This is a genomic window from Lewinella sp. 4G2, from assembly GCF_001625015.1.
Classification (GTDB): Bacteria; Bacteroidota; Bacteroidia; order Chitinophagales; family Saprospiraceae; genus Neolewinella.
The window spans coordinates 1-825 of the sequence record NZ_LVWJ02000008.1 but is presented as its reverse complement, the minus strand read 5'-3'; the positions used below and the strand labels follow the sequence as shown (position 1 = coordinate 825).

2 tRNA genes are annotated in these 825 nt (G+C 44.4%); both read left to right on the top strand.

Annotated features, from left to right (window positions below):
- The first annotated feature begins 302 nt into the window (after window positions 1–302).
- Window positions 303–376, top strand: a tRNA-Ile gene (locus A3850_RS00030).
- 52 nt (window positions 377–428) lie between these two features.
- Window positions 429–502: transfer RNA gene (locus A3850_RS00025), tRNA-Ala, on the top strand.
- The last annotated feature ends 323 nt before the right edge of the window (window positions 503–825 follow it).

Here is an 825-nt window from a genome sequence, read left to right as displayed (position 1 = left end):
GTCGTAACAAGGTAGCCGTACCGGAAGGTGCGGCTGGAATACCTCCTTTTTAGAAGGACGACGGGGTAGGTAATGTGCATGTTATGTTAGTGAGCAGTGTGTTGTTACCTCCAGAGTCTAGTAAGTTTTAGTTCTATGCGCAAGCAATAGATACGGTACTCGCCTACCTTGATGTTAATTTAAAACAAGAGTGATGTCTATCACTTCCATCCCCACGGGGATCAAGCAACGTCCATGAAATGCTGGACCTCTTGCGATTAGTATAATACTATACGAGTATTATCCTTTTTGACACTTTATCCAGTCCCTTAGCTCAGCTGGTTAGAGCGCTACACTGATAATGTAGAGGTCGGCAGTTCAAGTCTGCCAGGGACTACATTTCGGCTGCGCTACTATAGACTCTGTTCTATAGATTTCAGACTGAAAAAGGGGGATTAGCTCAGCTGGCTAGAGCACCTGATTTGCATTCAGGAGGTCATCGGTTCGACTCCGATATCCTCCACCCTTTTAAGCTTTGGTTTATTTAATTCGATCTCAATCGATAATGACCTCAGCCGCCTACCAAGGCCACAAATGTGTGGCCTTTATTATCGGCCCCAATTGGGGGGCTTATCGGTTCGACTCCGACGATAAAACAGTTAAACCACCCTGCGCCCTGTGGATTCGCTCTACACGAAGAAGCACGCAAGGGGAATAAATGGTTTAGTGACGATCTTTGACAAGTTGTGATAAGAGAGCAACAGTAATAATTATAACGGATTTTATGTAGTTTACGTAAGATCTCGTTGCGAGAGTAAAATTCAATTTTATTCAAGCGTCTGTTGG